General features: G+C 30.0%; 14 protein-coding genes. 10 read left to right on the top strand and 4 right to left on the bottom strand.

All coding sequences use genetic code 11. The annotated features are described in order from the left end of the window. Positions 1 to 13 precede the first annotated feature (13 nt). The 4 genes from EIH23_RS03815 to EIH23_RS03830 all read right to left on the bottom strand — a co-directional run bounded on the left by EIH23_RS03815 (position 14) and on the right by EIH23_RS03830 (position 5249). On the bottom strand, positions 14 to 1894 hold the full coding sequence (locus EIH23_RS03815) for an NADH-quinone oxidoreductase subunit NuoF (RefSeq protein ID WP_122638899.1): 1881 nt from the start codon (positions 1892 to 1894) through the stop codon (positions 14 to 16). Positions 1895 to 1907: 13 nt separating this feature from the next. Continuing rightward, entirely contained in the window at positions 1908 to 2405 is a 498-nt protein-coding gene (locus EIH23_RS03820) for an NADH-quinone oxidoreductase subunit NuoE family protein (protein WP_122638900.1), read from the bottom strand. A 346-nt stretch (positions 2406 to 2751) separates the two neighbouring features. After that, positions 2752 to 4236 carry a cardiolipin synthase gene (gene cls / locus EIH23_RS03825; RefSeq protein WP_243113314.1) on the bottom strand — a complete coding sequence of 495 codons (1485 nt, stop codon included), beginning with the start codon at positions 4234 to 4236 and terminating at the stop codon, positions 2752 to 2754. Between the two features lie 146 nt (positions 4237 to 4382). Then, complete coding sequence (locus EIH23_RS03830) at positions 4383 to 5249, bottom strand: formate/nitrite transporter family protein (RefSeq protein ID WP_122638902.1); 867 nt, start codon at positions 5247 to 5249, stop codon at positions 4383 to 4385. 300 nt (positions 5250 to 5549) lie between these two features. Here EIH23_RS03830 and EIH23_RS03835 point away from each other — a divergent pair, with 300 nt between their 5' ends. The 10 genes from EIH23_RS03835 (at position 5550) to pyk (ending at position 18118) form a co-directional block, all read left to right on the top strand. Further along, positions 5550 to 6344 (top strand): formate/nitrite transporter family protein, encoded by a 795-nt coding sequence (locus tag EIH23_RS03835; RefSeq protein WP_122638903.1) that lies wholly within the window; start codon positions 5550 to 5552, stop codon positions 6342 to 6344. A gap of 171 nt (positions 6345 to 6515) precedes the next feature. Further along, entirely contained in the window at positions 6516 to 7430 is a 915-nt protein-coding gene (murB, locus tag EIH23_RS03840; protein ID WP_122638904.1) for a UDP-N-acetylmuramate dehydrogenase, read from the top strand. A gap of 2 nt (positions 7431 to 7432) precedes the next feature. Beyond that, the gene (locus tag EIH23_RS03845; protein WP_122638905.1) at positions 7433 to 8146 is read left to right on the top strand and encodes a PHP domain-containing protein; all 714 of its coding nucleotides are present in this window, start codon (positions 7433 to 7435) and stop codon (positions 8144 to 8146) included. A 17-nt stretch (positions 8147 to 8163) separates the two neighbouring features. After that, the gene (rapZ, locus tag EIH23_RS03850; protein WP_122638906.1) at positions 8164 to 9021 is read left to right on the top strand and encodes an RNase adapter RapZ; all 858 of its coding nucleotides are present in this window, start codon (positions 8164 to 8166) and stop codon (positions 9019 to 9021) included. 13 nt (positions 9022 to 9034) lie between these two features. Beyond that, positions 9035 to 10144: a gluconeogenesis factor YvcK family protein gene (locus EIH23_RS03855; RefSeq protein ID WP_122638907.1), complete on the top strand. Its 1110-nt coding sequence runs from the start codon at positions 9035 to 9037 to the stop codon at positions 10142 to 10144. A gap of 65 nt (positions 10145 to 10209) precedes the next feature. Next, positions 10210 to 10635, top strand: a complete 426-nt coding sequence (locus EIH23_RS03860; protein WP_122638908.1) for an NUDIX hydrolase — start codon at positions 10210 to 10212, stop codon at positions 10633 to 10635. A gap of 15 nt (positions 10636 to 10650) precedes the next feature. Continuing rightward, positions 10651 to 11604: a DNA-binding protein WhiA gene (whiA, locus tag EIH23_RS03865; protein WP_122638909.1), complete on the top strand. Its 954-nt coding sequence runs from the start codon at positions 10651 to 10653 to the stop codon at positions 11602 to 11604. An 83-nt stretch (positions 11605 to 11687) separates the two neighbouring features. Then, entirely contained in the window at positions 11688 to 15203 is a 3516-nt protein-coding gene (locus EIH23_RS03870) for a DNA polymerase III subunit alpha (RefSeq protein ID WP_122638910.1), read from the top strand. Positions 15204 to 15380: 177 nt separating this feature from the next. Further along, the gene (gene pfkA / locus EIH23_RS03875) at positions 15381 to 16340 is read left to right on the top strand and encodes a 6-phosphofructokinase (RefSeq protein WP_122638911.1); all 960 of its coding nucleotides are present in this window, start codon (positions 15381 to 15383) and stop codon (positions 16338 to 16340) included. Between the two features lie 17 nt (positions 16341 to 16357). Then, positions 16358 to 18118 (top strand): pyruvate kinase, encoded by a 1761-nt coding sequence (gene pyk, locus EIH23_RS03880; protein WP_122638912.1) that lies wholly within the window; start codon positions 16358 to 16360, stop codon positions 18116 to 18118. Positions 18119 to 18134: the final 16 nt, after the last annotated feature.

An 18134-nucleotide genomic window follows, 5' to 3' on the forward strand; every position in this document is an offset into this window, starting at 1 on the left:
CCCCCTAAATTAATTATCTAGTGATTATAGCGTTAAATTTACAGTTTTCTATACAAGTACCACATTTTAGACATTTCTCAGTATCTATGACATGTTGTTCTTTTTTATTACCAGTTATACATCCAGCAGGACAAACTCTAGCACACTTAGTACATCCTTTACATGCGTCAGTTATAAAGTATTCTAATAGAGCACTACATTTACCAGCAGGACACTTATGATCTCTAACGTGAGCTAAATACTCATCATAGAAGTAATCAAGAGTACTTAAAACTGGGTTAGGAGCACATTTACCTAATCCACATAAAGAAGTTGTTTTTATAGTAGTAGCTAATTCCTTAAGGTCAACAAGATCTTCTTCAGTTGCTTTACCTTCAGTTATTTTATTAAGCATTTCTAGTAATCTCTTATTACCTATACGGCAAGGAGTACATTTACCACAAGATTCATCAACAGTAAATTCAAGGAAAAATTTAGAGATATCAACCATACAATCAGAATCATCAAGAACTAGCATACCACCAGAACCCATCATAGATCCTATAGAACTTAACGATTTAAAATCTATTGGAGTATCTAAGTTTTTTGAAGATATACATCCACCAGATGGCCCACCTGTTTGAACTGCTTTAAATTCTCTTCCGTCAGGTATACCACCACCTATTTCATAAACTATTTCTCTTAAAGTAGTTCCCATAGGTACTTCAACAAGACCGACATTATTTATTTTTCCGCCAAGTGCGAATACTTTTGTACCAGGAGAATCCTCAGTACCATAGCTAGTAAACCAAGATGCACCTTTATTTAATATAGCGGGTATATTAGCGAAAGTTTCAACATTATTTAAGCAAGTAGGAGATTCCCATAATCCACGTTTAGAAGAACTATAAGTTTTCATTCTAGGCTCACCACGTTTACCTTCAATAGAATGAATTAATGCAGTACCTTCACCACAGACAAATGCTCCAGCTCCATATTTTAATTCTATATTAAAGTTAAATCCAGTTCCCATTATGTTTTCACCAAGAAGTCCTGCTTCTTCAGCTTGAGATATAGCAACTTTTAATCTATCTATAGCAAGAGGGTATTCAGCTCTTATATATATATATCCAGTATCAGCACCTACAGCATAACCACAAATAGCCATAGCCTCTAAAACACTATGAGGGTCACCTTCAAGAACAGATCTATCCATAAAAGCACCAGGGTCACCTTCATCAGCATTACAAACTACATATTTATTTCCTGGAGGAGTATTAGCAGTTGATTCCCACTTAACACCAGTAGGGAAACCAGCGCCTCCCCTACCTCTTAACCCAGATGCTTTAACTTCAGCTATAACATCTTCTGGTTTCATTTCAGTTAGACATTTTCCAAGAGCAACATAACCATCGTTACCTATGTACTCATTTACATTTTCAGGATTTATATGACCACAGTTTCTAAGAGCAACACGACATTGCTTTTTATAGAAGGACATTTCATCATGTCTTTCAACTTTTTTGTGATCTAAAGCAGGTTCTTCAAATAATAATCTTTCAACAACCCTATGATTAAGAATATGTTCTTGAACGATCTCTTTAGCATCTTCTGGTTTAACTTGAACATAGAAAACGTTATCAGGATAAACCTTAACTATTGGGCCTTTAGCACAGAAACCAAAACATCCAGTTAATTGAACATCTGCATGGTTAGAAAGGCCGGATTTTTCTAATTCTGATTTTAAATTTTCTATTATATCCATACTATCTGAAGATGAACATCCAGTACCACCACAGACTAATATATCTCTTTTAACTAAATTATCTTTTGTGAAATGTTCTCTTAATTGAAGAGATGGTTTATATTCACTAACTGCTTTTTTTAATTCATCAAATGATTTTATTTTACTCATTTTTTTATCCCCCTTAACAACTTAACTCTAGTTCTCTATAGTGATCTAATATCTCAGTGACTTGATCAGGTGTTGCATGTCCATGAACTTTGCCATTTACAACAACAACTGGAGCAAGGCCGCATGCACCAACACATCTTAAGCCTTCTAGAGTAAACTTAAGGTCTTTAGTAGTTTCACCAGCTTTTATGCCTAATTGTTTTTCGAATTCAGCCATTATTTTATCTGAGCCTTTAACAAAACAAACAGTACCTAGACAAACGCTAATTTTATATTCTCCGATTGGCTCGGTAGTAAAGTAAGAATAGAAACTTACAACTCCATAAACTTTAGCAGGAGAAACATCTAATTTTTTAGCTATGTGAAGTTGAACTTCTTTTGGAAGATATCCAAAAATTCCTTGGGCAGTGTGTAAAACTTGAATTAAAGCTCCTTTTTTTGATGGAAGAGATTCGATAAAGGTATCTAACTCTTCAAACAAATTTTTGTTTTTAGAAACAAAATCGCACATAAAAATCCCCCTTTTTCAATTTAAAGTTATTATATAAAATAATTAACTGGCTAAATAAAGTAAAAAATAAATTGATTTAAAATTTTGAGAATTAAACGAAGTTGATGAGTTTTATGAAATGCAAAGATGAGTTAAATTTTTTTGAGAAACTATATTTTCATTATAGTATAAAAGTGATTTTAATAGTTAAGATAATTAATAAAAAATTAATATAAATAAAATAAAAACTTAGATTTAAATTAATTAAATATATACTCTACAACTCATTATAATAAAAAATACTCTTAAATGCATTAAATATAATGATAATTAAGAGTATTTTTATTTTATTACATATTAAAAATATTTATAGAAGAGGAGATAATAGTCTTGAAACTGCTTCTTTAATTATTATTAGCTTAGGTCTAGAGTTGTACATATCTATTGTCATTTGTTTAGAATTAGTAATATCTTTTTCAAAAATATTTCTTTGTTTTATAGAAACTTCTTTAGAGTAAATAAATGCATTTACTTCAAAGTTTAGTTCAAAACTTCGAATATCCATGTTTGCAGTACCAATAGAGCATACTGCATCATCTATAACAATTGTCTTAGCATGTAAAAATGCATTATCACCATAAGTGTATATTTTAGCGCCAAATTTTAATAGTTCACCTGCATATGAGCAAGATGCCCAATATACAAATGGATGGTCTGGCTTAGAAGGAATCATTATTCGAACATCTACACCAGATAAACATGCAATTTTTAGTGAGTCAATTAAAGTTCTATCTAATATAAGATATGGAGTTTGGATATAGATATATTTTCTAGCTTTTTGAATCATTTTTATATAGCCATATTTTATTTCATCTAGTTCAGTTATATCAGGACCACTAGAAACTATTTGTATACCAACGTTATTCGATGATTTATTATAGTATATATTAGAACCTTGGGATTTAGTAAAATACTTAGATAAATCTAGATTTTCTTGCGTTGTATATCTCCAATCTAGTATGAACCTAGTATTTAAATCTACTATGCAATCTCCAGTAAGCTTTAAATGTGTATCTCTCCATTCACCAAATTTAGGGTCTTTACCCAAATATTCATCACCAATGTTATTTCCACCAACATAAGCAATATTACCGTCAATAACTACTATTTTACGGTGATTTCTATAATTTAAATTAAAGTTTACAATTTTCATTAAAGATGGGAAGAAAGCCCCTGTTTTAACTCCGCTTTTTTTTAGTTTAAGTAATGTTTTTTCAGATAGTAATCTACTACCAACAGCATCATATATAAGCCTAACCTCTACGCCACTTTTTGCTTTTTCACAAAGAATATCAATTATCTCGCTTCCAATAACGTCATCTTTAAAAATATAAAATTGTATATTAATATAATTTTTAGCATTTTTTAATTCATATAAAAGAGAATCAAAGAAATCTCGTGATTTGTCGAATATATCGACACTATTATTATTAGTATAATGAGCATTATTTGAATTAGTAAGAGCATCTATCATATCTATATTATCTCTTAGATTTTCGTCTAACATAGAACTACATTTTAACCTAGCTTTAGTTTCTGCTATATTTTTTTTGATGATTTTATCTTCTTGTTCCTTAATTTTAAACATATTATCTTTACGTACACCTCTACCTACTAGTATGTACATTACAATACCTACAGCAGGGAGTGTGGTAAGTACTGCTGTCCAAGCTACTATTGTTTCGATACTACGTTTTTCTCTAAATATTAAGTTTAAAATAATTAAGAAATTGATTATATATATGGATGTTGCAATTATTTCATAAGCTGAATTTTGTAAAAATGATAACAATAAAGCACCTCCTAAAAATACATTTATTACCATTATATAAAATAAGTGGACAATAAAAAAGAATAATTTATAATCATAGAATAAACAATAAACAAAAAGAGATTGAACTATCTTGTATAGAACAATCTCTTTATTATATATTTCAATTAAGCAGCTTTATTTTCAGAAGCTACATTTTTATCTTCTTTTATATATAAGAAGTAGTATACACCAGCTACAAATATAGCTCCACCTAATATATTACCTATAGTAACAGGTATTAAGTTGTTCATGAACATACTAGGTATATTTAACTTAGCAGCTTCTTCTGCAGTTTTATGAGCAGCTTCTAAGTATACAGGGTTAGATTTAGCAAATAACCCAGCAAAGAAGTAAGCCATGTTTGCAACACAGTGTTCAAATCCAGTACATACGAATAAGAATATACCGAAGAATCCAGTTAAAACTTTTCCAGTAACATCTTTAGCACCATAAGTCATCCAAACAGTAGCACATACTATCCAGTTACATAATATACCAGAAGCTATAGCAGCACCCCAGCTGAATCCTAATTTACCGATAGCATTTTTAACTATAACACCACCGTATAAACCAGCACTCCAATCAAATACACCAGATAGACTTACTAACCAAGCAACTAGTGCTCCACCAATTAAGTTACCTATCCAAACTAAAGCCCAGTTCTTGAATGCTTGTCCCCAAGTAACTCTTTTCTTTAGAGCAGCTAAAGTTATAAGTATGTTACCTGTAAATAAATCCGCACCAGCTATTAAAACAAATATAAGACCTGCTGGGAACATAAGACCTGCTAAAGCTTTCCCTAATCCGTAAGTTGCAGGGTTTGCTAATAAATTGTAAGCTGCAGCTACTGAACCTAAAGCACCAAAAGCTATATATGCTCCTGCCATGAAAGCAGATGCTAAAACTTTTTTAGTAGGTGTAGTTGCTTTTTTTACACCAGCTTCAATAGTATATTGAGCTATTTCTGCTGGAGCTAACATCATTTTTGACATTATAATTCCTCCTAAATATTTTATTTTTTATAAATTTTTATAAATTTCTACTTGAATATATTTAATTTTACACAACTTTAATTATTATACAATAAAAGATATATTTTGTATACATTAAACAATGCATTATTTGTGTTTATAGATAAGGAAACTTTTTCAAATAAAGAAGTAGGAAAATGATTATATATGTAAAATGAAAATAATGTATACATGATTTGAATTTTAATATAATATAAAAACTAATGATATAATTAAAATGTATTAAAAATATGCCTAAGCTAAATAAAAGGGGGGAATTTTATGGACAAAAAATTCTTAACACCCGGGGAAGTAGCTAAAGCAACAATTAATGCAGGGGTAAAAAAGGCAAATCTTTCAACTAAGTCAACGATTCTTTTAGGTATGTTAGCAGGTTTTTTTATAGGCCTAGGAGGTTTAGCGAATATAATAATAAGTCAATCTATAACAGATATAGGAATAGCGAAATTTCTAGGCGCTGCTGTGTTCCCTGTTGGACTTATGCTTGTTGTGATTTGTGGTGCAGAACTATTTACAGGAAATAACTTAATGACATTAGCTGTTATGGACAAAAAAATAACATTAGGAAGAATGTTTAGAAATTGGGGACTTGTATGGTGTGCGAACCTTATAGGATCGTTAGTTTTAGTAGTACTGGTTTATTATTCTAATACATTAACTGGAGATGCAGCAACTAAAGCAATAGCTATTAGTGAAACAAAAGCAAATTTACCGTTGATAGATGCATTTTTAAGAGGGATATTATGTAATATAGTTGTTGTATTAGCAGTATGGTTTGCTACAGCAGGTCAAGACATAATATCAAAAATATTTGCATGTTGGTTTCCTATAATGCTATTTGTTTTATGTGGATTTGAGCATAGTGTAGCAAATATGTTTTTTGTACCGATGGGAATGGTTTTGGGGGCAAATATAAGTATACAAAGTTTTATTATAACTTTAATTATTGTAACTTTGGGTAATATCGTTGGAGGTGCCTTAATAATTCCATTAACATACTATAACTGTTATATAAAAAATAATGACCAAAAAGCAGTAGGCAATTTTATAAAATAAAATATAGAAAGTTTGGGCAATATCCTTGGATATATGCCCTTTTTTATTATTTTTACTTCTTTAATATATATTGTTATTTTTTTTTTTATACATTATTATATTAAATATATAAATTTAATATAGTTAAATATAGAAAAGATGAATAAATAGTGTAAACTAGGAGGAAATATAATGAATAAGCAGCATATATACGAAAGTTTATTAAATATAATAGATAAAAATAATATAAAGGTCGATGAACCTATGAAAAAACACATATCATTTAGAGTAGGTGGCCCAGCTGATATATTAGTTAAACCACAATCTGAAGAAGAATTAAGTGCTGTAGTTAAATTAATAAAAGAAGAGAATATACCATACCTAATAATTGGAAATGGTTCAAATCTTTTAGTTAAAGATGGTGGAATAAGAGGTATAGTTATAGAATTATCTGACAACTTTAATGATTTTGAAATAAATGGTAACTTAGTTAATATTCAGTCTGGTGCATTACTTTCAATAGTAGGTAAAGCTGTTTTAAGGGAAGAATTAAAAGGATTTGAATTTGCAGCAGGTATACCAGGGACTTTAGGTGGAGCATTAGCAATGAATGCTGGAGCTTATGGTGGAGAGATGAAGAATATAGTTAAGTCTGTTAGACTTATGGATATGGATGGAAATATACATGAGTTTTCAAATGAAGATATGGAATTCGAATATAGAAAAAGTATTTTATCAAGAGAAAGCTATATAGTTTTATCAGCAATAATAGAATTAGAAAAAGGTAATTATGATGATATAAAGAATACAATGGCTGATTTTACGCAAAGAAGAGTAACAAAACAACCACTAAGCTTACCTAGCGCAGGAAGTACTTTTAAAAGACCAACTGGATATTTTGCAGGAAAATTAATAGAAGATAGTGGACTGAGAGGGCTTACGTTAAGGGGTGCTCAGGTATCTGAAAAGCATTGTGGATTTGTTGTCAATCTAGGAAATGCAACAGCAAAAGATATTTTAGACTTAATGTATGTTGTTAAGAGTACAGTAAATTCAAAATATGGGGTAATGTTAGAGGAAGAAGTCAAAATACTTGGAGAGGATTAAAAATGCAAATACTAGCAGATTACCATACTCATACAATTTATAGTCATGGGAAAGGAACTATAGAAGATAATGTTAAGGTAGCTATATCAAAGGGAATTAAAACTATAGGTATATCTGATCATGGATATAAGCATTTAGCTTATGGCGTTAAATTAAATGATATAGCTAAAATGAGAGATGAGATAGATAAATTGAATGAAAAGTATAAAGATATAAATATTCTTTTAGGAATGGAATGTAATATACTAGATGATAAAGGAAATATAGATCTTAGCGATAAGTTTGAGAATAAATTGGATTATGTAATGGCTGGATATCATTTTGGATCAACACCTAGAGATTTAAGAGGTATGATTAATCATTGTGATAACTATATAATAAAAAGTGAAAAAGCTAAAGAACATAATACGAAATCAATTATAGAAGCTATGAGAAATAACAATATTTTTATAATTACTCATCCTGGAGATAAAGGGGATGTTTATATAGAAGAAATTGCAAAGGCAGCAAATCAGACTAATACTAGATTAGAGGTTAATAGTAGTCATGGTTATTTAAATGTAGAGCAGTTAAAGTTAATAAAACATTTAAAAAATAAACTGATAATTGGATCTGATGCTCATGTGTCTAATAATGTAGGTAATTTTAAATTAGCAATTGATATTCTAGAGAAAGCAGAAATAGATATGTCATTAGTGGAAAATATTAGATTGTGATAGGGGGAAGAATCAGCATGAAATTTGTAATAGTAACAGGTCTTTCTGGATCTGGAAAAAGTGAAGCAATGAGAGCATTAGAAGATATGGGATTTTATTGTGTAGATAATTTACCTCCTGCATTAATAACTAAATTTGCAGAATTATGTTATCAGCCAAACTCAAGCATCGATAAGGTAGCCTTAGGAATTGATATAAGGGGAAGAAAGTTTTTTGAAGCTCTTCATGAAAGTTTAAATTATTTACGCAGCGCAAATTATAAATATGAAATGATGTATTTAGATTGTTCTGATAGTGTTTTATTAAGAAGATATAAGATGACTAGGAGAAATCATCCATTAGCTAAAAATACTCAAATTCCAGATGGAATAAAAATGGAAAGAACTATAATGGAGCCATTAAAGGAAATTTCAGATTGTATAATAGATACATCTAATATGAAGCCAAAGGATTTAAAAGAAGAAATAGGTAAGATATATTGCGATGGTGATAACAATCAAAATTTAACTATATCTGTAGTTTCATTTGGATTTAAACATGGAATTCCTGCTGATTGTGATTTGGTATTTGATGTTAGATTCCTACCAAATCCATATTATATAGAAGAACTAAGACCGAAAACTGGTGATGATCAAGACGTAAGAGATTATGTAATGAATTCTAAGGTTAGTGAAGAATTCTACACTAAACTTTTAGACATGATAAACTTCTTAGTTCCTCAATATGTAGAAGAAGGAAAGCATCACTTAGTAATAGGTATTGGTTGTACAGGAGGAAGACACAGATCAGTAACTATATCAAATTTAATATATGATGATTTATTGAACAAAGGATATAGAGTAATTAAAAAACATAGAGATTCTATGCTTAGATAATTTGGAGGAGTTTATGGAAACCATAATAATGATAATAGGTATTATCGGATGGATTTGTCTATTTGTGTCTCTATATCTATATAAAAAGTTAAAAAAAGAAAAATATAAATTATTAAAATCGTCTGTTGAAGAAAGTAAAGGACCTAAAGTAGTTGTTATTGGAGGTGGAACAGGCCAATCTATTTTTTTGAGAGGCCTAAAACAATATACTCAAAATATTACTGCAATAGTAACTGTTGCAGATGATGGTGGAGGTTCAGGTGTTTTAAGAGAGGATTTAGGCATGTTGCCTCCTGGGGATATAAGAAACTGCCTACTAGCACTTGCAAATATAGAGCCAACAATGAATGAGGTTATGCAATATAGATTCACTGAAGGTAACTTAAAGGGACAAAGCTTTGGAAATTTATTTATTGCAGCGATGAATGGGTTATATGGAAATTTTGAAACAGCCGTATACAAAATGAGTGAGATATTTGCTATAACAGGACGTGTTCTTCCTGTTACCTTGCAAGATGTAAATTTGACAGCTAAATTAAAAAATGGAAGTGTAGTAAAAGGAGAGTCTAGAATACCGATAGAGGTTAAATCTCAAAAATCTGGTATAGAAAAGATAACCCTAGATCCACTGGATGTGACTCCTTTAGAAGAGGTAATAACATCTATAAATAATGCGGACATAATTGTTATGGGGCCAGGCAGTTTATACACAAGTATAATTCCAAATTTGCTCGTGAAAGATGTAGTTAAAGCTATAAAAAAATCTAGTGCACCCAAAATTTATATATCAAATGTCATGACACAACCTGGTGAAACTGAAGGTTATAATGTGTTAGATCATATCAATGCTATAGTTAAGCATACAGGTAAAAATCTAATAGATTATGTAATTGTTAATAATGAAATACTTCCAGATGATATTTTTAAAAAATATAAAAAAGATGGGGCAGAACAAGTTTTATTAGATGAAAATCAGATAAAGCAATTAGATGAAATGAGTATAAAAATTATAGAAGATAATTTGGTTGAAGTTAAGAAAAATTATATTAGACATGATGCACATCATATTGCTAATATAATTGTTGACTTGGCACTAAGTCATAATTATGACAATGATAAGTAAAAAAGGATTTTAAACGTTTATGTAGAAATCCTTATTATTATGTTAGTTTTAAGGAGTGAACATCTATGAGAGAAGAGGTTAGTGCCGGTGGAGTAGTATTGTTTGGAAATGCCATTCTTTTACTGAGGAAGTTTAATGGAGATTGGGTTTTACCTAAAGGAAAAGTAGAAGAAGGCGAAAATAAACAAGAGGCAGCACTAAGAGAAGTTTTAGAAGAAACAGGCGTTAAGGCAGATATATTAAAATATTTGGGTGAAATACATTACACTTTTAAAGAAAATTGGGATGAGAATAGAGCGGTTCACAAAACAGTTTTCTGGTACTTAATGAAAGCTAGAAATATGGATACTATACCACAAAAAGAAGAAGGATTTATTGATGCTAAATTTATTCATTTAGATAGAGTTGTTGATTTAGCTAGATATGATGATGAAAAAGAAATAATAAAGGTAGCCTTACAAGAAATAAAAAAAAGGTTAAAGAATGGATAATTTATAGGTGATGATATGTCATTTTCAACTGAAACAAAAAATGAATTAGCGAGAATAATGCCTGAGAATAAAGAATGTAGCTTATGTGAATTATCAGCTATAGTTAAATTAGCAGGTACCATACAGATTGTTGGCTATAAAAAGTTAAATATAAAAGTGATCACAGAACTAAATTCTATAGCAAGAAAAGTATTTAAATTATTAAAACAAAATTTTGCTATTAATACCACTATAAGTGTTAATAAAAATCAAATGCTAAAAAGAAATAATAGTTATGTTCTTGTTGTAAAAAATGAAATGGGATCTGAGAAGCTATTAAGAGAATTAGGTATTTTGCCATTAGAAGATGCCTTTTATCCAACAGATAAGGTTCCAGAACATCTTCTAAAGAATGATGAATGCATAAGAGCATTTTTAAGAGGAGCATTTTTAGGAGGAGGATCTATAAGTGATCCTGAAAAAAATTATCATATGGAGTTTGTAACTAATAGTGAAGAATTTGCAAGTTCTTTAAAAGATCTTATAAACTCTCTAGGTTTTAACTCGAAAATAGTATCAAGAAAAAATAACTACGTGGTATATCTTAAAGAAAGTGAGCAAATATCTGATTTATTAAGTGTAATAGGAGCTCATAATGCACTTTTAAGTTTACAAAATACAAAAATAGTAAAAGAAATGAGAAATAATGTAAATAGAATTGTTAATTGTGAAACAGCAAATTTATCAAAAACAGTTAATGCAGCAGTCAGACAAGTGGAGAATATTAGATTTATACAGGAAACTATAGGAATAAATAGTTTGCCAGAAAATTTACAAGAAATAGCAAGAATCAGAGAAGAATATGAGGATATGACATTGAAAGAATTAGGGGAAATGTTAAATCCACCTATAGGAAAGTCAGGAGTCAATCATAGACTTAGAAAAATTGAAGAGATAGCAAATAAGTTAAGAGAAAACACTTATAAATAAGGGGTTATATTTTATATAGCCTCTTTTTGTTTTAATAATAAGGATTTATGGTAAAATTAAAATTATCAGCGGGAGGTGATATAATGAGCAATAAATTTGTTCATCTTCATGTTCATACAGAATATAGCTTACTTGATGGTTTTTCAAGACTAAAGAAACTTATAAAAAGATGTAAAGAACTTAATATGGATGCAATAGCAATAACAGACCATGGATGTATGTTTGGGGCTATAGATTTTTATAAAGCTGCAAAAAAGGAAGGTATAAAACCTATAATAGGTTGTGAGGTTTATACAGCCGCTCGTAGCTTAAATGATAAAGATCCAAATTATGATAAGTCACAAGGACATCTAGTTTTATTAGCTGAGAATATGACAGGTTATCAAAATTTAATAAAGATGGTTTCAAAGTCATATGTAGAAGGATTTTATTATAAACCAAGAGTAGACATGGAGGAGCTTAGACAACACAGTGAAGGAATTATAGCATTATCAGCATGTTTAGCAGGAGATGTTTCTCAAGCTCTTATGGATAGAAACTATGAAAAAGCTAAAAAGCTTACACTTGAATATAGAGATATATTTGGAAAAGATAATTATTTTTTAGAAATACAGGATCATAACTTACCAGAGCAGAAAGAAGTAAATGCTGGAATTATAAAATTATCTAGAGAATTAGATATACCATTAGTTGCAACTAATGATTTACATTATGTAAATAAAGAAGACTCTAAAATACACGATATACTTATGTGTATTCAAATGGGGAAAACTGTAGATGATCCAACCAGAATGAGATTTGGTAGCGATGAATTTTATCTTAAGTCTAGAGAAGAGATGGAGGAAATATTCCCATATGCAATAGATGCACTGGATAATACAGTTAAAATAGCACAAAGGTGTAATGTAGAGTTTGACTTTAATACTATACACCTTCCTAATTATGATGTACCAGAAGGTTATACAACACACAGTTATTTAAGAGAGCTTTGCTTTAAAGGTCTAAAAGAAAGATATGATAACCCAAATGAAGAAGTAATTGAAAGATTAAATTATGAACTTGGTGTTATAGAAAAAATGGGATATGTTGAATATTTCTTAATAACTTGGGATTTTATAAATTATGCAAAAGAAAATAACATAATGGTTGGTCCAGGTCGTGGTAGTGCGGCTGGTTCCATTGTTGCATATACTTTGAAAATAACAGATATAGATCCAATTAAATACTCATTACTTTTTGAACGCTTCTTAAACCCAGAGCGTGTATCTATGCCAGATATAGATATAGACTTCTGTTATGAAAGAAGAGAAGAAGTTATAGATTATGTTAAAAGAAAATATGGAGAAGATCATGTTGCACAGATAATTACATTTGGAACAATGGGTGCAAAAGCAGCTATAAGGGATGTTGGTAGAGTATTAGATATACCTTATAATAAGGTTGATAGGATTGCAAAAGAAATACCTTTTGCACTAGGTATGACTATAGATAAGGCATTGGATACAAATCCAAATTTAAGGGAAATGTATGAAGGTGATGCAGAAACAAAAGAAATAATTGATATTTCAAAATCAATAGAAGGAATGCTAAGACATGCATCTACACATGCAGCAGGAGTTGTTATATCTAAAAAACCAGTTGATGAATATGTTCCACTATACAAACATCAAGATGCAATAACTACACAATTTACAATGACTACATTAGAAGAATTAGGTCTATTAAAGATGGACTTTCTTGGGCTTAGAACTTTAACAGTTATAAGAGATGCATTAGATTTAATAGAAAAAAACTATGGAAGAAAAATTGATTTTTCAAAAATGGATTATGATGACCCTAAAGTTTATGAGCTTTTATCATCAGGTAATACATTAGGAGTATTCCAGTTAGAAAGTGCTGGTATGAGAAGTTTCATGAAACAACTTAAGCCAGATAACTTTGAAGATATAGTTGCCGGAATTTCATTATATAGACCAGGTCCTATGGATTCTATACCAACATATATAGAAAATAAAAATAATCCAGATAAAGTAACGTATATTCATGAATCATTAAGGCCTATAATGGAGGTAACTTATGGATGTTTAGTTTATCAAGAGCAAGTAATGCAGGTTGTTAGAGATTTAGGTGGTTATACTTATGGTCGTAGTGACTTGGTTAGAAGAGCCATGGGTAAAAAGAAAATGGATGTAATGGAAGAGGAAAGACAATATTTTATTTACGGAAAGAAAGATGATAATGGAGAAACTGAGATAACTGGATGTATAGCAAATGGCATTCCAGAAGATGTAGCTAATAAAATATTTGATGATATGATAGATTTTGCAAAATATGCATTTAATAAGTCTCATGCTGCTGCTTATGGCGTATTATCTTATGAAACCGCATATCTAAAAGCTCATTATCCAGTAGAGTTTATGGCTGCATTAATAACAAGTGTTATGGGAAATACTGATAAAGTTGTTGAATATATAAGAGAGTGTAATGCTTTAGGAATAGAAGTTTTAAAGCCTGATATAAATAAAAGTTTTGGAAAATTTTCAGTTGAAGGTAATAATATTAGATTTGGATTAGCAGCAGTAAAAAATGTTGGGGTTAACGTAATAAATAACATAATAAATGAAAGAGAAATAAATGGTATATTCGGAGACTTTGTAGATTTAGTAAAAAGGTTAGACTCAAAAGATACAAATAAAAGAGTACTAGAAAGTTTAATTAAATGTGGAGCTTTTGATAATATAAGTCAAAATAGAGCGAGTTTAATGGCGGGGTATGAAAGTTTATTAGATAGTATTTCTATGGATAGAAAGAAAAACGTTCAAGGTCAAATATCTTTATTTGATGCATTTGGATCAAGTGAAGAGACTGAACAATTTCAGGAAATATATACTATGCCAAAGTATGATGAATATGAAGAAAGAGAGAAGTTAAGCTTAGAAAAAGAAGTTTTAGGTATGTATGTAAGTGGACATCCTTTATCTCAATATAAAAAAGAATTAGAAAGAAATACATCAATGGACAATGGAAAATTAAATTCTTTAAAAGAAGATGAAGAAACTTATTTTAGCTTAGACGAAAGAGAAGTTATAATGGGTGGAATGGTAGTGAACAAAACTATTAAAACTACTAAACGTAACGATATTATGGCATTTATAGAATTGGAAGATTTATATGGAACAATAGAAATAATAGTATTTCCTCAGATTTTACAAAAATATAATACTATGCTAAATGAAGATAATATAATATATGTCAAAGGACGATTAAGTATAAAAGAAGGGGAAAATGCGAAAATTATTGCTAAAGACTTTAAAGATATAAATGATAAAAGTAACTTTGCAGAAGATGGAAATTATAGAGCAAAAAAATCAACAAAAACAGGATTATATTTGAAAGTTGATAGTTTTAACAATAAAATATTAGTAGATAATATATTATCTGTAGTGGATAATTATAAAGGCAATGAATCCGTATACCTATATGCAGAAGATACAAAGCAACTATATAAGTGGAATGGCGTATTTGTAAATATAAATAAAAATGTAATAGATAAGTTAGAAAACTTACTATCGAAAGAAAATGTAAAGGTAAAAATGTAAGTAAAAAAATAAAAAAAAATAAATGCTTACAATAGTATAAAAAAATAATAAAGATATGGTATAATATCAAAAAATAGATATTTTTTGGAGATTTTTAATTTTTTTACTCATGATGGGATAAAAAAAGAAAATAGGGACATGTAATGTCCCTGTAAAAAGTAATCGGGAGGAAATACTATGAAAACTATAGGGATTTTAACAAGTGGAGGAGATGCTCCAGGAATGAATGCAGCTATAAGAGCTGTAGTAAGATCAGCTATATATTATGGTTGTAAGGTATATGGTATAAACAGAGGATATAAAGGATTATTAGAAGAAGACTTATTTGAAATGAATTTATCTTCTGTTGGTGATATCATACATAGAGGAGGTACTATCCTAAAATCTTCTAGATGTGAAGAATTTAGAACAGAAGAAGGAAGATTAAAAGGTGTTAAAGTACTTAAAAAATATAAAATAGATTGTTTAGTTGTAATAGGTGGAGATGGATCATTTAATGGAGCTCAAAAAGTAAGTGATTTAGGATTCCCTGCAATAGGTATACCTGGAACAATAGACAATGATTTAGCTTATACAGACTATACTATAGGGTTTGATACTGCTATGAATACAATAGCAGATGCTATAAGTAAAATAAGAGATACATCTTCTTCTCATGAAAGGGTTAACATAGTTGAAGTAATGGGTAGACATTGTGGAGACTTAGCTTTATACTCTGGGCTTGCAGGTGGAGCAGAAACTATAATAGTTCCAGAAGTAGATTTCAAAGTAGAAGATATATGTAATAGATTAAGAACTACACAAAAAAGAGGCAAAAGACATAGTATAATAGTTTTAGCTGAAGGTGTAGGAAATGCTAATGACTTAGGTAAAGAAATAATAAAAGAGACAGGTGCAGATTTAAGAGTAACTGTTTTAGGACACGTACAAAGAGGAGGATGTCCATCTGTATTCGATAGAATTCTTGCAAGTAGAATGGGAGTAAGAGCAGTTGAATTACTATTAGATGGAAAATCAGCTAGAGTTGTAGGTATAAGAGATAATAAAATTATAGATATGGACATAAATGAAGCGCTTTCAATGAGTAGAGAATTTGATAAAGATACTTATGAGATGGCTAAAATACTGTCTATATAATAATAGGAGGAATATATATGCTTAAGGATGTAAAAAGAACTAAAATAGTTTGTACACTAGGACCAGCTTCAGATTCTGAGGAAACATTAACACAGCTTGTAGAGAATGGGTTAAACGTTTGTAGATTTAACTTTTCTCATGGTTCACATGAAGAACATAAAGCAAGACTAGATGTAGCTAAAAAAGTTAGGGAAAAGCTAAATAAGCCAGTTGCTTTATTATTAGATACAAAGGGTCCTGAAATAAGAACAGGTCAATTTGCAGATCCAGAGGTTTTATTAGAAGAAGGAGATAAGTTTACTATAACAATGAAAGATGTTGTAGGAACTAAGGAAATGTGTACAGTAAGCTACAAGGACCTTGTTAAAGATGTTACTGTAGGTGATATGATATTAATAGATGATGGCCTTGTTGGGCTTAGGGTTCAAGAAATAAACGGAGATGATATAGTTTGTTTAGTTGAGAACTCTGGAATAGTTAAAAATCATAAAGGGGTAAATGTACCAGGTGTAAAAATAAACTTACCAGCGATAACTCCAAAAGATATAAGTGATATAGAATTTGGTATAAGTCAAGGTATAGATTTTATAGCTGCATCTTTTGTAAGAAAAGCATCTGACGTATTAGCTATAAGAGAAATATTAGAAAAAAATAACGCTACATATATACAAATAATATCTAAGATAGAAAATCAAGAGGGGGTAGACAACTTAGATGAAATATTAAAAGTGTCTGATGGTATAATGGTAGCTAGAGGAGACCTTGGAGTTGAAATACCAACTGAAGAAATGCCTATAGTTCAAAAAATGATGATAAAGAAATGTAAAGAATTAGCTAAGCCAGTTATAACTGCTACTCAAATGCTTGATTCTATGATAAGAAATCCAAGACCAACAAGAGCAGAAGTAACTGATGTTGCAAATGCAATATATGATGGAACTGATGCTATAATGTTATCAGGGGAAACTGCTGCAGGTAAATATCCAATAGAAGCAGTAAAAACTATGGCTACAATAGCTAAAAGAACAGAACAAACTTTAGAATATTCAAAGTTATTAAAAGAAAATGCAACTAATCATGAAACAGTTACAGATGCAATAAGTTATGCAACTTGTTCTACAGCAGTTTCATTAAATGCATCAGCAATAGTTACAGCTACATCTTCTGGATATACAGCAAGAATGGTATCTAAATTTAGACCTCAATCTCCAATAATAGCTGCAACTGCAGATGATAGAGTTATGAGACAATTAAATCTTAGTTGGGGAGTATACCCAGTTAAATCAGAATTAGCATCAAATACAGATGAGGTTATAGAAAACTCTATAGCTGCAGCTAAAGATGCTAAGTATGTAAATGATGGTGAATTAGTTGTAGTAACTGCTGGTGTACCAGTTGGTGTAAGTGGAACTACTAATTTAATTAAAGTTCATGTAATGAGTGAAGAAATAGTTCAAGGAATCGGTGTAGGTAACAAAACTATTGAAGGTAATGTTCGTATAGTAAAATCAGGTGAAGCTTGTGAAGAGTTTAATGAAGGTGATATATTAGTAACAACTATGACTGATATAGAAATGAATCCTTATATAGAAAAAGCTGGAGCAATAGTTACTGAAGAGGGTGGAATGACATCTCATGCAGCTATAGTTGGATTAAACCTAAATAAAGCTGTAGTTGTATCTGCATTTAATATACTTAAATTAGTTGAAAATGGTGAGGTTGTTACTGTAGATGCTTCAAGAGGAGTTATATACAGAGGTTCTACAAGAGTTTTATAGAGTTAACGAAATTGTC

Origin of the sequence: Romboutsia sp. Marseille-P6047 (genome assembly GCF_900604535.1) — a bacterium.
GTDB lineage: Bacteria > Bacillota > Clostridia > Peptostreptococcales > Peptostreptococcaceae > Romboutsia_E.